Source organism: Sphingomonas bacterium, from assembly GCF_903642285.1.
In the GTDB taxonomy this organism is placed as follows: Bacteria; Pseudomonadota; Alphaproteobacteria; order Sphingomonadales; family Sphingomonadaceae; genus Sphingomonas.
In genome coordinates this window covers 1-15,493 of record NZ_CAHJWJ010000041.1, presented here as the reverse complement: position 1 = coordinate 15,493, position 15,493 = coordinate 1, and the positions used below count along the sequence as shown (strand labels likewise).

17 protein-coding genes are annotated in these 15,493 nt (G+C 68.6%); 8 read left to right on the top strand and 9 right to left on the bottom strand.

Annotated features, from left to right (window positions below; translation table 11 throughout):
• The first annotated feature begins 238 nt into the window (after positions 1-238).
• Positions 239-1,105: a hypothetical protein gene (locus tag HUU99_RS14815; RefSeq protein ID WP_174287349.1), complete on the top strand. Its 867-nt coding sequence runs from the start codon at positions 239-241 to the stop codon at positions 1,103-1,105.
• A 93-nt stretch (positions 1,106-1,198) separates the two neighbouring features.
• Here HUU99_RS14815 and nudC read toward each other — a convergent pair whose 3' ends face one another.
• From nudC to HUU99_RS14800, 3 genes are read right to left on the bottom strand one after another with little or no spacing between them, the layout of a single operon-like run.
• Positions 1,199-2,074 (bottom strand): NAD(+) diphosphatase, encoded by an 876-nt coding sequence (nudC, locus tag HUU99_RS14810; RefSeq protein ID WP_174287348.1) that lies wholly within the window; start codon positions 2,072-2,074, stop codon positions 1,199-1,201.
• On the bottom strand, positions 2,071-3,411 hold the full coding sequence (locus tag HUU99_RS14805) for a serine hydrolase domain-containing protein (RefSeq protein ID WP_174287347.1): 1,341 nt from the start codon (positions 3,409-3,411) through the stop codon (positions 2,071-2,073). The genes nudC and HUU99_RS14805 overlap by 4 nt, the downstream gene beginning before the upstream one ends.
• Complete coding sequence (locus tag HUU99_RS14800) at positions 3,408-4,466, bottom strand: A/G-specific adenine glycosylase (RefSeq protein ID WP_174287346.1); 1,059 nt, start codon at positions 4,464-4,466, stop codon at positions 3,408-3,410. Before HUU99_RS14800 ends, HUU99_RS14805 begins: the two co-directional genes overlap by 4 nt.
• Before the next feature lie 14 nt (positions 4,467-4,480).
• Between HUU99_RS14800 and HUU99_RS14795 the strand changes: the two genes are divergently transcribed.
• From HUU99_RS14795 to HUU99_RS14770, 6 genes are all read left to right on the top strand, one after another.
• Positions 4,481-5,011, top strand: a complete 531-nt coding sequence (locus tag HUU99_RS14795) for a DUF721 domain-containing protein (protein ID WP_174287345.1) — start codon at positions 4,481-4,483, stop codon at positions 5,009-5,011.
• Positions 5,011-5,688: a thioredoxin domain-containing protein gene (locus HUU99_RS14790; protein WP_174287344.1), complete on the top strand. Its 678-nt coding sequence runs from the start codon at positions 5,011-5,013 to the stop codon at positions 5,686-5,688. Before HUU99_RS14795 ends, HUU99_RS14790 begins: the two co-directional genes overlap by 1 nt.
• Before the next feature lie 17 nt (positions 5,689-5,705).
• Positions 5,706-6,455: a thioredoxin domain-containing protein gene (locus tag HUU99_RS14785; RefSeq protein ID WP_174287343.1), complete on the top strand. Its 750-nt coding sequence runs from the start codon at positions 5,706-5,708 to the stop codon at positions 6,453-6,455.
• Between the two features lie 132 nt (positions 6,456-6,587).
• A complete protein-coding gene (locus tag HUU99_RS14780) occupies positions 6,588-7,316 on the top strand; it encodes an energy transducer TonB (protein WP_254603257.1) in 729 nt (242 codons plus the stop codon).
• Positions 7,317-7,362: 46 nt separating this feature from the next.
• Entirely contained in the window at positions 7,363-8,607 is a 1,245-nt protein-coding gene (locus HUU99_RS14775) for a putative DNA modification/repair radical SAM protein (protein ID WP_174287342.1), read from the top strand.
• Between the two features lie 40 nt (positions 8,608-8,647).
• On the top strand, positions 8,648-10,027 hold the full coding sequence (locus HUU99_RS14770) for a UdgX family uracil-DNA binding protein (protein ID WP_174287341.1): 1,380 nt from the start codon (positions 8,648-8,650) through the stop codon (positions 10,025-10,027).
• 46 nt (positions 10,028-10,073) lie between these two features.
• On the opposite strand, the gene HUU99_RS14765 is transcribed toward HUU99_RS14770, so the two are convergent.
• On the bottom strand, positions 10,074-10,874 hold the full coding sequence (locus HUU99_RS14765) for an aldo/keto reductase (RefSeq protein WP_174287340.1): 801 nt from the start codon (positions 10,872-10,874) through the stop codon (positions 10,074-10,076).
• Between the two features lie 71 nt (positions 10,875-10,945).
• Between HUU99_RS14765 and HUU99_RS14760 the strand changes: the two genes are divergently transcribed.
• Entirely contained in the window at positions 10,946-11,581 is a 636-nt protein-coding gene (locus HUU99_RS14760) for a DedA family protein (protein ID WP_174287339.1), read from the top strand.
• A 17-nt stretch (positions 11,582-11,598) separates the two neighbouring features.
• Here the strand turns inward: HUU99_RS14760 and HUU99_RS14755 are convergent, their stop codons facing one another.
• From HUU99_RS14755 to HUU99_RS14735, 5 genes are all read right to left on the bottom strand, one after another.
• Positions 11,599-12,057 carry a hypothetical protein gene (locus tag HUU99_RS14755; protein WP_174287338.1) on the bottom strand — a complete coding sequence of 153 codons (459 nt, stop codon included), beginning with the start codon at positions 12,055-12,057 and terminating at the stop codon, positions 11,599-11,601.
• Between the two features lie 2 nt (positions 12,058-12,059).
• On the bottom strand, positions 12,060-12,596 hold the full coding sequence (locus HUU99_RS14750) for a demethoxyubiquinone hydroxylase family protein (RefSeq protein WP_174287337.1): 537 nt from the start codon (positions 12,594-12,596) through the stop codon (positions 12,060-12,062).
• Complete coding sequence (locus HUU99_RS14745) at positions 12,593-13,090, bottom strand: disulfide bond formation protein B (protein ID WP_174287336.1); 498 nt, start codon at positions 13,088-13,090, stop codon at positions 12,593-12,595. The genes HUU99_RS14750 and HUU99_RS14745 overlap by 4 nt, the downstream gene beginning before the upstream one ends.
• Positions 13,087-14,433, bottom strand: a complete 1,347-nt coding sequence (locus HUU99_RS14740) for a S41 family peptidase (RefSeq protein ID WP_174287335.1) — start codon at positions 14,431-14,433, stop codon at positions 13,087-13,089. The genes HUU99_RS14745 and HUU99_RS14740 overlap by 4 nt, the downstream gene beginning before the upstream one ends.
• A gap of 121 nt (positions 14,434-14,554) precedes the next feature.
• Positions 14,555-15,493, bottom strand: a 939-nt coding sequence (locus HUU99_RS14735) for a murein hydrolase activator EnvC family protein (protein ID WP_174287334.1), incomplete at its 5' end; no start/stop codon positions are given.

Genomic DNA, 15,493 nt, shown 5'->3' with positions numbered 1-15,493 from the left:
ATGCAGGCGTAACATCCAACGCGCTGCGCGTGACTGCCGACAGCGCTAAAGGCTGTTCTCACACAGCCTCCACCAAAATCCGCCAGGCCCGCGTCAATGTAACTGCGATTGCCTCTACGCCTGCACAAGTCGGAATACGCCCAAGCTCAGGCCCGCACTTGGCTTGCGGTGAGGCAATCCCTTTGGTTGACCGCCGACCCCGCGGTCGGCACGCTGCTCATACGAGACGGAGGCCGGTATGACGACGCTGACGATTCTTCCTCTGTTGCTGGCGTTGGCCGGCACGGCGAGCGCGCAGCAGGCCCCCGCGCCCGTCGCGGTACCTACCGCCCCTGACGCCGACATCGTCGTACAGCACCGGACCGACGCCGCGATCGCGCGGATGGTCGACGCGATGACGCAGACCCGCCACGGCTTCCAAGTGGCGCGCTGGAACGAGGCGATCTGTCCGCTCGTCCTCGATCTCGATCCGCTGCACACCGCGCTGATCGACGAGCGGATCGTCGCGGTCGCGAAGAGCGTGGACGTCCCCGTCGCGACGAAACCCTGCGCGCCGTCGGTCGTCATCGTCGCCACCGCCGACGCCGACGCGCTGGCCAAGGCGCTGGTCGATCAGCATCCGGGCCTGTTCGGCGATCCCGCCTACGGCATCCGGCACGGCAACACGATTACCGACCTGAAGGCGTCGCGGCCGGTCCGCTGGATCAACGCGACGCGGACCGGCGGGGCGGACAGCCGGCGGATCGGCGCGGGCAACGCGCTGAACACCTATAATGGTGGATCGCGGATCGCCCACACGACGCGCGAGAACACCGTGTTGTCGCTCGTCATTGTCGACACCGCGCGGCTGTCGCACATCACCTGGGGGCAGCTTGCCGATTATCTGTCGCTGGTCACGCTCGCCAACCCGGCGTTAAGCGTCGCCGCGCCGGATTCGGTCATGTCGATCTTCGCGACGCGCGACGCGGGTGGGCGGGGTCCGGCGGGTCTGACGCCTGCCGATACGGCACTGCTCCAGGGGCTGTATCGAAGCGATTCGTCGCTGGGGTCCGGGATGCAGCGCGCGCAGATCGCCGATCAGATCAAGAAAGCGCGCAAGCCCTAGGAGGTTGCACCGTGCTCCTGCGAACGCAAGAGCCTAGGCACGGAGGTCGCCACGCGGTATCCTGGGCTCCTGCGCTCGCAGAAGCACAGGCCGCTACCCCGCCGCCCATTCCGTCAACAACGTGAACGCGATCGCATAGGGCGGCGGCGCAATAAAGGACCCCTCCTCCCCCGCCAGCACCCGGCGCACCTCATCGCGCGAGACCCAGATGGCATCCTCCAGTTCGTTATGGTCGACAGTCAGCACGTCATTCGCGGCCTCGCCGATGCAGGCGATCATCAGCGACGAGGGGAAGGGCCAAGGCTGGCTGGCGACGTAGCGCACGCGGTCGACCGCGACGCCCGCCTCTTCGCGGATCTCCCGCGCGACGGCTTCCTCGATAGACTCGCCGGGCTCCAGGAACCCCGCCAGCGCCGAGTACCGTCCGGCGGGCCAGTTCTTGCCACGGCCCAGCAGCGCGCGGCCGTCATGGTCCGCGATCATGATGACGACGGGGTCGACGCGGGGGAAATGCTCCGCGCCGCACTGGCCGCATTTGCGCGCCCAGCCCGCCTTGATGACATCCGTCGGCGTGCCGCAATTCGCGCAGAAGCGGTGGCGGTCGTGCCAGTCCAGCACGCTGCGCGCCGCGGCATAGGTGGACGCCTCTTCGGGCCGCAGCAGCGACAATGCCGCGGTCATCGCCGGGCTGCGCATCGGGGTTGCCGGGCCCTTCGCCTGCCCCGGCCGCCAGGCGGCGAAATGCGGGCGGCCGTCGATCAGGCCCAGCAGGACGAGCACCGCGTCCTCCGCCGCATCCGCCAGCGTCGTCCACACCAGTCTGCCGTCGGGCGCGACCTCGGGCATCAGCCCGTCGAGTTTCAGCAGCCGCGCACGCCAGTCGCTCGCCGCCGCGGCGAAGGCATCGGCGTCGTGGCGGACCGCGTCGGCGCGGTCGAGCGGGCTACCGGTGAAGCCGGGTGCGCTCACCGCCGGAACCGCCCGTAATCCTTGAACAGCGCGGCAGGGATGTCGGTGCGCGTCGGCCATTGATCCGCCGGGAAGTAATTGACCATGACGGTGCCGCGGACCTGCTTCACCGGATCGACCCAAGCGATCGTCCCGGCCGCGCCGCCCCAGCCATAGGTGCCCTTGGACGGTCCGCCCGGCTTGTCCGCGAGGTACACCGACCCGCCCGCGCCGAAGCCCAGCGGCACCGGCGCATTGGTCCCGCCCGTGCCCGGCGCGACCTGCGTGAAGGTGACGCCCGCGGGCAGCAGGTTGGACATCATGAGGTGGATCGTCTCCGGCCGCGCGATCCGCACGCCGTCGAGCGTGCCGGCGTTCTGGAGCATGTGGAGGAACCGGTCGTAATCGCGTGCCGACATCACGAGCCCCGCGCCGCCATAGGGGAAGCTTGGCTTCTGCAGGAACACCGACGTCGCGGCCGGATCGACCGGTGCCATCGTCTGGCCGATGAAAGTGTAGTTGGTCGCGAGCCGCCCCGCTTCACCCGCGGGGACCTGCCAGAAGCTGGAGCGCATCTTCAGCGGCGCGAAGATGCGGGTGTCGACGAAGGTGTCGAACGGCAAGCCCGATGCGACCTCGATCACCCGGCCCATCACGTCCAGCCCGATCGAATAGCTCCACTTCGTCCCCGGATCGGCGATCAGCGGCAGCGTCGCGACGCGGTCGGCGAATTCGGCGAGCGTCTTCGGGCGGACGGCCCGCATCTTCACCTCGGCGGCGACATTCACCGATTCGGGCAGGATGCCGAGCCGCTCATATTCCTTCAGCAGCGGCCCCTTGGTGACGATGTTGTAGCCGAGGCCTGCGGTATGCGTCAGCAGGTTGCGGATCGTGATCGGCCGCGCGGCGGGGCGGCTGTCGAGGCTGGAGTCCGGGCTGGTCAGCATGCGCATATGTGCAAAGGCGGGGATATATTTGGCGACCGGATCGTCGAGGCCGATCTTCCCCTCCTCGATCAGGATCATCGCCGCGGTGGCGGTGACGGGCTTGGTCATCGAATAGACGCGCCACAGCGTGTCGGGGCCGGCATCGGGTGCGCCGGGGGTCGTGGCGATATGGCCGGCGGTGACGAACTGCGTAGGCCCGTCGCCGACCCCGAACGCGCCGACGATGCCGGGCATCTTGCCGCCCGTGACATAGCCGTCGAACAGCGTTTGCGTCGCGGGGAGGATCGCCGCGGTCGGCACCGGCATCCGCGGCACGGGCACGGGCGTGTGCGGGGTCGCGACCTGCCCCGCCAGCGTGGCGGCGGCCAGCAGCGCCGTCCCGCCTGCGCCCAACCAATGTCGTTTCTTCATCGGTCTCTCCTCATCGCGTCGGCGGCCTTGGCGAACACCGTCGGCAGACCCGCCGCCGCCAGATCGTCGACGGGCCACCATTCGCCCTCGATCGCCGCCGTCTCATGACCCGCCGCCTGCGCCACCGCAAGCCGCAGTTCGAGATCGAAATGCGTGAAGCCGTGCGAGACGTGCGCGTCCAGCATCCGCCAGTCGGCGGCGGCGGGGGCGCCGTCGATACCCGGCGGCGTGTCGGCCCAAGGTCCGGTAGGCAGCGCGCGCATCCCGCCGAGCAACCCCTTGGCGGGGCGCGTGACCAGCAATATCCGGTTGTCGTTCTCCAACCAGAAGATGGTGCCATGGCGCTGCGGCTTGGGCAGTTTGGCGCGCTTCACCGGCAAGCGTTCGGGATCACCCGCCGCGCGCCCGCGGCAATCCTCGGCGATCGGGCATAACAGGCAGCGCGGCTTGCGCGTCGTGCAGAGCCCCGAGCCGAGATCCATCATCGCCTGCGCGAAATCCCCGGCGCGCAGGGCGGGCGTGATCGAGTCCGTCGCCGCCCGTATCGCTGGCCTCGCGGCGGGGAGCGGGGCGGCAATCGCGAACAGCCGCGCGACGACCCGCTCGACATTGGCATCGACCACCACCGCGCGTTCCCCGAATGCCATCGCCGCCACCGCCGCGGCGGTATATGCACCGAGCCCGGGCAAGGTCGCCAGCGCCGCCTCGCTCGACGGGAATACGCCGTCATGATCCGCGACGACCGCGCGCGCCGCCTTCACCAGATTGCGCGCCCGGGCATAATAGCCAAGCCCCGCCCAGGCCGCCATCACCGCCGATTCGTCCGCCGCCGCGAGACTCGCGACATCAGGCCAGCGCGCTACCCAGGCGGTGAAGCGTGGGGCGACCGCGGCGACCGTCGTCTGCTGCAACATCACCTCGGACAGCCACACGCGGTAGGGATCGGCCGCGATCCCCGGCTGATAGCGCCACGGCAGTGCGCGGGCGTGGACGTCGTACCAGGCCAGCAGCCGGTCGGCGATCGTCGCGGCCGTCGAAGAGCGCTTGGCGTCCACGTATCGGCTATGGCATGACGGTCGCGATGAGCAAGCGCGTCCGCGTCTCCCCCGGCCAATCCGAGCCCCAGCGCGCGAACCGGTCGCGCGCCGTCGCCGAATTGCTGCCGGCGATCGGCGGCGCGGCGTTCCGCAAGTTCGGCTTCGTCCAATCCTCGATCGTCAGCCGCTGGGCAGAGATCGTCGGCGAACGCTTCGCTGCGGTCAGTGCCCCCGAATCGATCCGCTTCCCGCAAGGGAAGAAACAGGACGGCGTCCTGACGCTCGTCGTCGCAGGCGCGCACGCGTCGATGATGCAGCATATCGCGCCCGAACTGGTCGAGCGGGTGAACCGGTTCTTCGGCTATGCCGCGGTCGCGCGCGTCGCGATCCGCCAGGGCGAGCCGCCGGCGAAAGTGGTACGCCGCAGCGCCTCCGTCGTCGCGCCGATGCCGGTCGAGATGGGCCGGAGCCTTCGCGGCATCGCCGATCCCGAGCTGAAGGCGGTGCTGGAATCGCTCGCGGCGGGGGTCGCCGCCTCCAGCGGATTGCCGAGGATCGGATGATGGGTCGATATTGCCGCTTGCTGCTGATCCTGATCGGGTTCGCCGCGCTGACCGCCGCCGCGCCGGTGCGCGACTGGCGCGCGCATGTCGTGAAGCTGCCGTCGGGGGCCTATGTCGTCGGCAATCCGGCGGCGAGGGTGAAACTGGTCGAATATGCCAGCTACACCTGCCCGCACTGCGCCGCGTTCGTCGCCGAATCCGAGCCCGTCCTGTTGCGGCAAATGGTCAGGTCGGGATCGACCAGCTGGGAAGTCCGCAACCTGATCCGCGACCGAATCGACCTGTCCGCCGCGGTGCTCGCGCATTGCGCCCCGCCTATGGGCTTCGTCGCGCTGAACGGTGCGATCTTCGCGCAGCAATCCGGCTGGCTGGACCGGGCGATGGATTTCCAGCAGGCGAACGGCGCGCGATTGCAGATGTACCCGACATTGGCGCAGCTTCGTGCCTATGCCGACGGGGCGGGGCTGACCGCGATCGGGCGTTCGCATGGCCTGAGCGACGCGCGGATCGACGCCTGCTATGCCGATCAGGCCGAACTCGACCGGATCACCGCGATGACCGCGGCGGTGCCCGTCGGCGTCGTCGGTACGCCCGCCTTCGTGGTGAACGGCAAGCTCGTGACCGGCGCGAATTGGGCGACGTTGCAACCCGCGCTAGTGGCCGCCGGCGCAAAATGATCCTTCGGAGTATATCGATGAAATCCTTGCTTGCCCTCCTGCTCCTGCCGCTCGCGCTGATGGCGTGCGGCAAGGGTGCCGATAGCGGGACCCCAGGCGCGCCCGCCAGCCCGGTCGCCCCGGTCGCCGCGCCGAAGGGCCAGGACTGGCTGCAGGTCGTGTCGAAGACCCCGGAGGGTGGCTATGTCGTCGGCAATCCGGACGCGCCGATCAAGCTGCTGGAATATGGCTCGCGCACCTGCCCGACCTGCGGCGCGTTCGGCCGCACGGCGATGCAGCCGCTGGAAAACACGTACGTCAAGAGCGGCAAGGTCTCCTACGAATTCCGCGACTTCCTGGTCCATGGCCCGCCCGATCTGCCCGCCAGCCTGCTCGGCCGCTGCGTCGGCACCGCGACCTTCTTCCCCGTCCTGGAGGCGATGTACCAGGGCCAGGCGCCGTTCGAGGAGAAGCTGCAGGACCAGACCGCGACCGCCGCGCTCCAGCAGAAGCTGGTCAACGCGCCCGGACCGGCGATCGCGAATGGCTGGGCGGATTATATGGGCTTCGTCGACTTCATGAAGCAGCGCGGTCTGTCCGAGGCGAAGGCGCGTGCGTGCCTGAACGACCAGGCGGCGATCGACCAGCTCACCAAGATGATGGATGACGCCGGCCGCGCGCCGTACAATGTCACGGGCACGCCGAGCTTCTACATCAACGGCAAGAAGCTCGACACCGCATTGTCATGGCCCGATGTCGAACAGGCGCTGAGGGCTTCGGGGGCCTGACGCGCGCAACGGCGCATCACCGGCTTCAAGAGCGGCGTCGAACGCCGCGAGCCCCGATCGCCATCGCATGGCCACCCTTGCAAATCGCCTGCCCGGGCCGAAATGTGGCGGGTGGCCGTGGATCGATCCTTGTTGAACGGACGTATCGTCGGCGGTGCGGGGGCGATCATCGTACAGGCGTTGCTGCTCTACGCATTGCTGTTCGGGTTGACGGTGCGAATGCCGGTGGCAGTCGACCGCGACCTTGCGGTGTTCGGCCTGACCTTGCCCCCGCCCCCGCCCCCCGTCGAAAAGCCGCACGTCGAACCGCAGAAGAGCCACCGCAGGGAAGGTGCCGCCGCGCCCGCGAACCTGCGATCGAAGGCGACCGACATCGTCGCGCCGAAACCGCAGGTGCAACCGATCCAGCCGCTGCCGATCGTCACCGCGCCGATCGCCAGTATCGGCCTGCAAGCCTCGACGGGGGCCGCGCCGGTGCCAGGCCCCGGTACCGGCGCGGGCGGGATCGGCTCCGGCACGGGCAGCGGCCGTTCGGGCAATGGCGACGGCGACGGCGATTTCTCCGAACCGGTGCAGACCAGGGGGCGGCTCGGCTATTCGGACGTGCGGCGCGACGAGGACGGGCCGGAAACGCTGACCGTCGGCGTCCGCTTCGCGGTCGAGATCGATGGCCATGTCGACGCTTGCGTCGTCACCGACAGCAGCGGCGACCGGGGCGTCGACGACACGACCTGTCGCCTGATCGAGCAGCGCTTCCGCTTCAAACCGTCGCGCGACCCGGGCGGACGGCCCGTGCGGTCCTTCGTCGAGGATACCGAAAGCTTCATCCACCGCCTCCAGACCGATCGCGATCCCCGCTAACCCACAGCAATTGCACGTCCCGCAAGCGGAACGTATATGGAACGCGATGGCGCAGCTCGACACTAGGCAAAAGCTCGCGATCCTGGCGGACGCCGCGAAATACGACGCGTCCTGCGCATCGTCAGGCACCGCCAGGCGCACTTCGCGCGACGGCAAGGGGCTCGGCTCGACCGAAGGCATGGGCATCTGCCACGCCTATGCGCCCGATGGCCGCTGCATCAGCCTGCTCAAGATCCTGCTGACCAACAGCTGCATCTTCGACTGCCATTATTGCATCAACCGCAAGAGTTCGAACGTCCGACGCGCCCGCTTCACCGCGAAGGAGGCCGTCGACCTGACGATCGCCTTCTACAAGCGCAATTATATCGAGGGCTTGTTCCTCTCTTCGGGCATCATCGGGTCGTCCGACTATACGATGGAGCAGATGGTCGAGGTCGCGCGGTCGCTGCGCGAGGATCATCTGTTCCGCGGCTATATCCATCTGAAGACGATCCCCGATGCCGATCCCGACCTCGTCCACCGCGCGGGTCTGTTCGCGGACCGCGTGTCGATCAATGTCGAACTCCCGACCGCGGGCGGGCTGAAGCGGCTCGCGCCCGAAAAGGACGGCGCGCGGATCGAGACCGCGATGGCGGAGGTCAAGGCATCGATCGCCGACGGCCGCGATGCGAAGGCGAAGTACAAATCCGCGCCGCGCTTCGCCCCCGCGGGACAATCGACGCAGATGATCGTCGGGGCGGATGCCGCGACCGACGGCGATATCGTGGCCAAGGCGTCGACCTTGTACGACCGGTTCGGCTTGCGCCGCGTCTATTACTCCGCGTTCAGTCCGATCCCCGATGCGAGCGCGGTCCTGCCGCTGCAGCGCCCGCCGCTGATGCGCGAACATCGGCTGTACCAGTCCGACTGGCTGATGCGCTTCTACGAATACCGCCCCGACGAGGTCGTGGCTGCGGCGGACGATTCGACGGGGATGCTGCCGCTCGACATCGATCCGAAACTCGCCTGGGCGTTGAAGTTCCGCGCATCCTTCCCGGTCGACGTCAATCGCGCGCCGCGCGAGATGCTGCTGCGCGTGCCCGGACTCGGGGTGAAGGCGGTCGCGTCGATCCTGGCGAGCCGGCGCTGGCGGCGGCTGACGCTGGCGGACGTGGGACGGCTGACGGTGTCGGTCGCGAAGGTACGGCCGTTCCTGATCGCCGAGGATTGGCGTCCGATCGCGCTGTCGGACAAGGCTGATTTGCGCCCGGCGGTGAAGGTGAAGACGGAGCAGATGGAGTTGTTCGCTTGAGCACGCGGCCTTCATCCCTCCCCGGGACGGGGAGGGATTTTTGAGGACCATCACCCTCTCCGACCCCGACGATTTCGACGGCTGGCGCGATGCGGCGCGGGGTTTGGTCGCGAGCGGCATCGCGCCGGAAGAGGTGATCTGGCAGGTCGGCGACACGCCGGCCGACCTGTTCGCCGCGCCAGCCGAAGCCCCGCCGGCCGCCGGCAAGCTCACCGTCCCCCGCGCCTTCATCGATCTCGCACGAAGCGTCGTCCTGTCGGCCGATCCCGAACGCTTCTCGCTGCTCTACACCGCGCTCGACCGGTTGCAGCGCGAGCCGAAGCTGGTCGAGGATCATGCCGACCCCCTGATCCGCCGGCTGGAGGGGCTCGCCAAGGCCGTCCGCCGCGACATCCACAAGATGCGTGCGTTCCTGCGGTTCCGCGAGGTCGAGGAGGAGGGCATGCCGCGCTTCGTCGCCTGGTTCGAACCCGAACATCACATCGTCCGAACGAACGCCGCGTTCTTCCTCAACCGTTTCGCGAGCATGCGCTGGTCGATCCTGACGCCCGCGCTGTCGCTGCACTGGGACGGTACGACGCTGACGGAGGGTCCCGGCGCGCGCAAGGCGGATGCGCCCGAAGGCGATCCGGTCGAGGAGGTCTGGAAGACCTATTACGCCAGCATCTTCAACCCGGCGCGTGTGAAGATCGGCGCGATGCTGAAGGAGATGCCGCGCAAATACTGGAAGAACATGCCCGAGACCTTGCTGGTGTCCGGGCTGATCGCAGGGGCGCAGGCCCGGGAGAGCGGGATGATCGAGACGGCGCGCGCGAGCATCGGCGGCAACAGCCGGATCGCCTGGGAAGCGCTGCGCGACGAGGCGGCGGGGTGCACGCGCTGCCCGCTCTACAAACCGGCGACGCAGACGGTGTTCGGGCAGGGGCCGGTCGACGCGGCGATGATGTTCGTCGGCGAACAGCCGGGCGACCAGGAGGATCTGGCGGGCATGCCGTTCGTCGGCCCCGCGGGGCAGATGTTCGACCGGGCGCTGGCGCAGGCCGGGATCGACCGGTCGCGCACCTATGTCACCAATGCGGTCAAGCATTTCAAGTTCGAACCGCGCGGCAAGCGCCGCATCCACGCGAAGCCCGATGGCGGCGAGATCGAAGCCTGCCGCTGGTGGATCGAACAGGAAACCGCGCTGATCCGCCCGAAAATGACGGTGGCGCTTGGGGCGACCGCGGCACGATCGCTGTTCGGCCGCGTGATGACGATCGGCCGCGAGCGGGGACGGGTACTGACGCTGGCGAACGGCGGCGCGGCGTGGATCACGGTGCATCCCAGCTACCTGCTGCGACTGCCGGACAAGGCGCTGGCGGAAGAGGAATATGGCCGGTTCGTGGAGGACCTGAAGGCGGCCTATGCGGCGATCGGGTAGCGCCCGACATATCCGACGAAAGCGCGGATCATGCGTCGCCAGACGATCACAGCTCCCGTGGATCGGGTCCCAAACGCCCGCCCGCGTCGTCCATCGCATCGATCGCCGCCAAGTCCTCGTCGCTCAGCACCACGTCCAGCGCGGCGAAATTATCGGTCAGATGCTCGTCGCTCGACGCCTTCGGGATAACCGCCAGCCCCTTCGCCAGATGCCAGGCGATTACCACCTGCGCCGCCGACCGGCCATGCGCCTGCGCGATCGCGACCAGCCGTTCGTCCTTCAACCCGCCACCCTGGCCGAGCGGGCTCCAGCTTTGCGTGACGATGCCGTGGTCGCGGTCATAGGCCTGGACGTCGCGCTGCTGGAAGGCGGGGTGAAGCTCGATCTGGTTGACCGCCGGCGTCACCCCCGTCGCTTCGATGATCGCATCCAGATGCTCGGGCAGGAAATTGCAGACGCCGATCGATGTCGCCTTCCCCGCCTCGCGCGCATCGATCAGCGCGCGCCATGCCTCGACGAATTTGCCCTCCCGCGGCACCGGCCAGTGAATGAGATACAGGTCGACGCTGTCGCGCCCCAGCAGCGCCAGGCTTTCGTCCAGCGCCTTCGCCACCTCGCCCGCGTCGTGCCGGCCGGGCGCGAGCTTGGTCGTTATCCAGGCACCGGTACCCTTCGTGCCATCGCCCACGCCAAGTTCGTTCCGGTAGAAGGCGGCGGTGTCGACGAGGCGGAAGCCGATATCGATCCCCTTGCGGACGATGCCGGCGGTCTGCCCCTCGGGCACCTGATAGACGCCGAGCCCCAATCGGGGCATCGCGCGTCCGTCGTTCAGCATGAGATCGGTCATGCCGGGCCAACCACCGACGATCGCCCGCGGTTCCGATTGACCCGATCGCCCGCATCGCGCAACCGGCGCTGATGGTCGAACATATCCTGGCGGCGCTCGCCACTTTCATCGTCGGCGTCATCGCCTCGGGCGGCTATTGCGGGCTCGCGCTGCTGATGGCGATCGAAAGCGCGTGCGTCCCGTTGCCGTCCGAGATCATCATGCCGTTCGCCGGCTATCTGGTCTCGACCGGACGGTTCGACCTCTACCTCGCCGCCACCGCCGGCGCGATCGGTTGCAATCTCGGGTCGGTCGTCGCCTATGAGATCGGCAAGCGCGGCGGGCGTCCGGCGGCGGAGCGCTGGGGCCGGTATCTGCTGATCGGTCCGGGCGAACTCGACGCGGCGGACCGGTTCTTCGAGCGGTTCGGTGCGCCCGCGGTCCTGATCGGCCGGTTGCTGCCGCTGATCCGATCGTTCATCGCCTTTCCGGCCGGGGTCGCGCGGATGCGGCTGCTGCCGTTCCACGCCTATACGTTCATCGGCTCCTGGCCATGGTGTTTCGGGCTGGCCTGGGTCGGCATGAAGCTAGGCGCGCGCTGGGACAGCGACCCGCGGATCAAGGCCGCGTTCCACCGCGCCGATCTGGGCATCGCGGTCGTACTGGTGCTGCTGGTCGCGGTCTTCGTCCGGCACCGGATGCGAGGATTGAAGCGCACGGAGCGGTAAGCGCGCCGTCGCGGGTCTTAATTGCCCTCCGCCTGCGCCGCCTTGCGTTCGGCGTTGGCGGCGCGGGCTTCGGCGAACTGGCCGGTCATGCAGCCCGACGCCCCGCCCGCGCCGTTTACCGAGCAACTGCCCGTGCCGTTGGCCCCGGGGCCACCGGTCGCGAGCAATGCCTTCTGCTTGACCGCCCAGGCCGAATTCTCCGGCGTGACCTGGAAGTTGCGCAGTTCCTTCGGCACGCGGAACTGTTCCTCCGCACCGCGGCGTTCGCACACCACGATCTCGTCGCCCGACGTGTCGGTCGGGCAGCGTTCGTTGCCGTAGAGGACGAGGACGCCGTTGACCGGCGCGCGCTTCGCCACTTCGCCTGGACCTTGCGCGGGCTTGATCGAAATCACGCCGGGCAACGCGGCCTGTTGTGCGACGGCGGGTGATGCCGCGCCCACGAGAGCGATGACAAACCAGGGCAATATACGCATCGTCAGATCCTCTTGGCGGCGGCGATCGCCACCCTGCAGCCGAGCCGGATTGCAGCGCTCAGCACCGGATAGCCGGGCGCGTTCTCCGCGCCCGCCGCCAGCGCGTGATCGCGGTGTTCGACTTCCTCCGCCTGGAAATCGGTGATCGCGGCGGAGAGTTCGGGGTCGTCGGTACCGAGTTCGACCAGTTGCTCGGCGTAATGCTTGTCGATCTCGGTCTCGACCGCGGCGGTACACGCCATCGCCGCGTCGGGCCCGATCGCCGCGGTGACGGCACCGAGCGCGAAGCCGGCTATCGTCCAGAAGGGCTGGAGGATCGTCGGCCGCACGCCGCGCTGTACGATCATGCTGTCGAAGAACGCGCGGTGCCGCGCTTCCTGGCTCGCCATGTGATGGATCGCGCGCGCCGCGGGGTGCCGGTCGCCGAGCACGGCCAATTGCCCGGCATAGATGCGCGTCGCGCCATATTCGCCGGCCTGATCGACGCGGATCATCGCATCGGACGCGGGACGCCGGTCGCCGGGACGCCAGCCGCTCATCGACGCCGCCGCGCAGCAAAGAGCAGCACCGCGATCACGATCGCCCCGCCTAACGACAGGATGGCGTTGAACCCGGCGAGCGAGACGCCGTGGAGGGTCCATTGCGGCTCGTCGCAGCGGATCATCGGCGCGTTCATGATCGCCGCCAGCCGCTGCGCCGCGCTGCCCCCCGACAGGTCGGCGGTCGTGGTGCAGGCGGTATGCCCGGCCCACCAATGATATTCGGTTCCCGCATGATAGACGCCGATCCCGCCGCTGACGGCGATCAGCACCGCGGCGAGCGCGACCATCGGCACCACCGATCGCGGCGGAACGACGAACGCCAGGATCGCGACGATCACTGCGACATAATGCGGCCAGCGCTGCCAATGGCACAGCTCGCACGGGTAGAGATGGCCGATCAGCTGCGATCCCCATGCCCCCGCCAGCAGGGCGGCGGGCAGCAGCAGCGCGATCCACCGCGCCGTCACGACGTTGCCGGGCAGCGCCGTCACGGCGTCGCGGCCTTGATCGGCGGCTTCGTCGCGGCGGCGACCTGGGTCGGCCCGCCCAATCGCGCGATCGTCTTCAGCGCATAATAGAGCTGGAAATCGTCGATCCCGCGCTTCTTCAAATCCGCCGCGGTACCGGTGAAGCGCGGATCGTCCTTGGTATCCTCCTCCAGCACCTTGTTGTCAGCCTTCACCTCGTTGATGAGGTGACGGCGCAGATCGGCCTCGCGGAACGCCGGCCGGGTCTTGAAATCGGCGTCGCTCAACTGCGGCACCGCGATGTCGGGCGCGATCCCGCCCTCCTGCACCGATCGACCCGACGGCGTGTAATAACGCGCGGTCGTCAGCCGGAGCGCGGTCTGCGGGCCGAGCTGGATCAGGCTCTGCACCGATCCCTTGCCGAACGACCGCTCGCCCATGATCAGCGCGCGGTGATGGTCCTGCAGCGCACCGGCGACGATCTCCGACGCGGACGCGGTGCCTGCGTCGGTCAGCACGACGACCGGCAGGCCGTGCGCGTCGTCGCCGGGCTTCGCGTAATAGCGCTCGATATCGGACTTCTCACGCCCGCGCTGCGACACGATCTCGCCGTGATCGAGGAAGGCATCGCTGACCTCGATCGCCTGGCTCAGCAGCCCGCCGCCATTCTCGCGCAGATCGACGATATAGCCGAGCGGCCGGTGGCCGAGCGACTTGTCGATCCCCATGATCGCCGCGCGCGTGTCCGCGCCGGTATGTTCGGAAAAGGTATTGATGTCGATGTAACCGACATCGCCCTTCACCTGCCACTTCACCGGATGCTGCACGATCACCTCGCGCAGCATCGTCACGTCGAGCGGCTTGTCGCGGCCGGGGCGGACGAGACCGAGCGTGATCTTGGTGCCTGGCTTGCCCCGCATCTTCCCGATCGATTCGTCCAGCGTGTCGCCGAAGATCAGCGTGCCGTCGATATGCGTGATGTAATCGCCCGACTTGATCCCCGCCTTGGAGGCGGGCGTCCCCTCCTGCGCGGACACGACCTTGATCGCGCCGTCCTCCATCTGCACGGTCAGGCCGAGACCGCCGTAATTGCCTTCGGTCATGATCTGGAGGTTCTGGTAATCCAGCGCGTCTTCGTAGGACGAATGCGGGTCGAGCGCCGCGAGCATTCCCTGGATCGCGCCCTTGATCAACGTCTTGTCGTCGACCTTGTCGACATAGTCCGCCTTCACCCGGTTGAAGACGTCGATGAACTGGTCGAATTCGCGGTACGTGTCGGTATCCACCGCGGCCATCGCGGCGGTCGCGACCGGGATGGCGGTCAGCGCGGCGACGATGGCGGTCGCGGTAAGCAGGGGACGAGGCATCTTCATTCCTGGAAAAACGGCCCGACGATCGGTCGATGGCAAACCCTAGCCGCTTTAAGAGTGCCGAGCAAAGCACGGCGGCGCTGAACATTGCATGACCGGGCGGGGACGGGACCGGGGTTCATCCGATCAGCGCGGCGATATCCACCGGGCGACCGCGACGGCGCAGTTCGACCGCGATCCGCGAGTCCTCGCCCATCGCCGCGCGGCCGATCGGTGCATCCGCCGCGACCCGCATCCCGGGCGCGACATCGACGCTGCCCAGCCCGGTGATCAGGCTGGTCCAGCCATTGCCGTGATCGATGATGACGATCGTCCCGTAACCACGGAAGCGCCGCGCATAGCGGATCGTCCCGGCGGCCGGCGCGCGGACGATGGCCGCCGGGGCGACGGCAAAGGTCAGCCCGCGCGACCGCACGCCGTTGTTCGAGACCTCGGCCAGGCCCGTGACCAGCCGGCCGGCGACCGGCAGGCGATAGGCGTCGGTCACCGACGTCGTCGATGTCGCAGGCGCGCCCGGTCGCGGCCGGGGGCCGTCGAGCCGCATCAGGTCGGCAGCGGTCGCGACGGCGGTATCGCTTTCCTGCACCCGGTCGACCAGGTCGCGCGCCCGCTCGCCGAGCGCCAGCGCGCGGTCCGACTCGCCGATCGCGGTCCGGCCAAGCGCGGTCGCGCGCTGGCGGTGCTGCGCCTCCAGTACCGCGAGTGCGGTGCGGTCGCGCTCCAGCGCCGCGCGGCTGTCCTGCGACGCCTGCGCCGCGAGCAGCGCGCTCGCCTGCAATGCCCGCGTCGTCGCCAGTTCCGCACGCATATCGACGGTACGCGCCTGCACATCGGGCAGTGCCGTTCCCAGGACCGCACGGACGTGGATGAGGTCGTCGACCGATCCCGGCTGCGCGATCGCGACGACGGTCGGTCGACCCGCGAGTGATTCGAGTGCGGCCAGCAACCGTGCGATCGGCATCTGCGCGACGCCAAGCCGCGCGCGCTGCGCCTCCAGCAGCCGATCGACCAGGGTCGCGCGCGCCTGCGCCGCCGCCAGCCCCGCCTCGGCGGCCCG

Coding starts and splice junctions, on each gene's coding strand:
- HUU99_RS14760 (WP_174287339.1), top strand. CDS start 10,946: ATGGTCGAACATATCCTGGCGGCGCTCGCCACTTTCATCGTCGGCGTC.
- HUU99_RS14740 (WP_174287335.1), bottom strand. CDS start 14,433: ATGCCTCGTCCCCTGCTTACCGCGACCGCCATCGTCGCCGCGCTGACC.
- HUU99_RS14775 (WP_174287342.1), top strand. CDS start 7,363: ATGGCGCAGCTCGACACTAGGCAAAAGCTCGCGATCCTGGCGGACGCC.
- HUU99_RS14815 (WP_174287349.1), top strand. CDS start 239: ATGACGACGCTGACGATTCTTCCTCTGTTGCTGGCGTTGGCCGGCACG.
- HUU99_RS14785 (WP_174287343.1), top strand. CDS start 5,706: ATGAAATCCTTGCTTGCCCTCCTGCTCCTGCCGCTCGCGCTGATGGCG.
- HUU99_RS14805 (WP_174287347.1), bottom strand. CDS start 3,411: ATGAAGAAACGACATTGGTTGGGCGCAGGCGGGACGGCGCTGCTGGCC.
- HUU99_RS14750 (WP_174287337.1), bottom strand. CDS start 12,596: ATGAGCGGCTGGCGTCCCGGCGACCGGCGTCCCGCGTCCGATGCGATG.
- HUU99_RS14795 (WP_174287345.1), top strand. CDS start 4,481: ATGACGGTCGCGATGAGCAAGCGCGTCCGCGTCTCCCCCGGCCAATCC.
- HUU99_RS14755 (WP_174287338.1), bottom strand. CDS start 12,057: ATGCGTATATTGCCCTGGTTTGTCATCGCTCTCGTGGGCGCGGCATCA.
- HUU99_RS14765 (WP_174287340.1), bottom strand. CDS start 10,874: ATGACCGATCTCATGCTGAACGACGGACGCGCGATGCCCCGATTGGGG.
- HUU99_RS14790 (WP_174287344.1), top strand. CDS start 5,011: ATGGGTCGATATTGCCGCTTGCTGCTGATCCTGATCGGGTTCGCCGCG.